Source organism: Clostridium sp. DFI.1.208 (genome assembly GCF_024463855.1).
Taxonomy (GTDB): Bacteria; Bacillota_I; Bacilli_A; order Erysipelotrichales; family Erysipelotrichaceae; genus Clostridium_AQ.
Genome location: NZ_JANGCA010000356.1, coordinates 1 through 249, shown reverse-complemented (window position 1 = coordinate 249; position 249 = coordinate 1). Strand labels below are relative to the sequence as shown.

Genomic DNA, 249 nt, shown 5'->3' with positions numbered 1-249 from the left:
TAAGATTGAAATTAACTTATCTTGATTTACAGTATCAAAGAATTTCTCAATGTCTAAGTCAACTATCCATTCATATCCCTCATTTAAGTATTGTAATACTTCTTCCATTGCCATTTGTGCATTTCTTGGGCGATATCCAAAACTGTGTTCACTGAATATTGGCTCATAGATTTTATTTAATACTTGAGACATAGCTTGTTGGATTACTCGGTCTACTACTGTTGGAATTCCTAATGCTCTTTGTTTTCC

1 protein-coding gene is annotated in these 249 nt (G+C 32.5%); it reads right to left on the bottom strand.

What is annotated here, in order from left to right; translation table 11 throughout:
* Positions 1–249, bottom strand: a 249-nt coding sequence (locus NE665_RS24670) for a reverse transcriptase domain-containing protein (RefSeq protein WP_256302803.1), incomplete at both ends; no start/stop codon positions are given.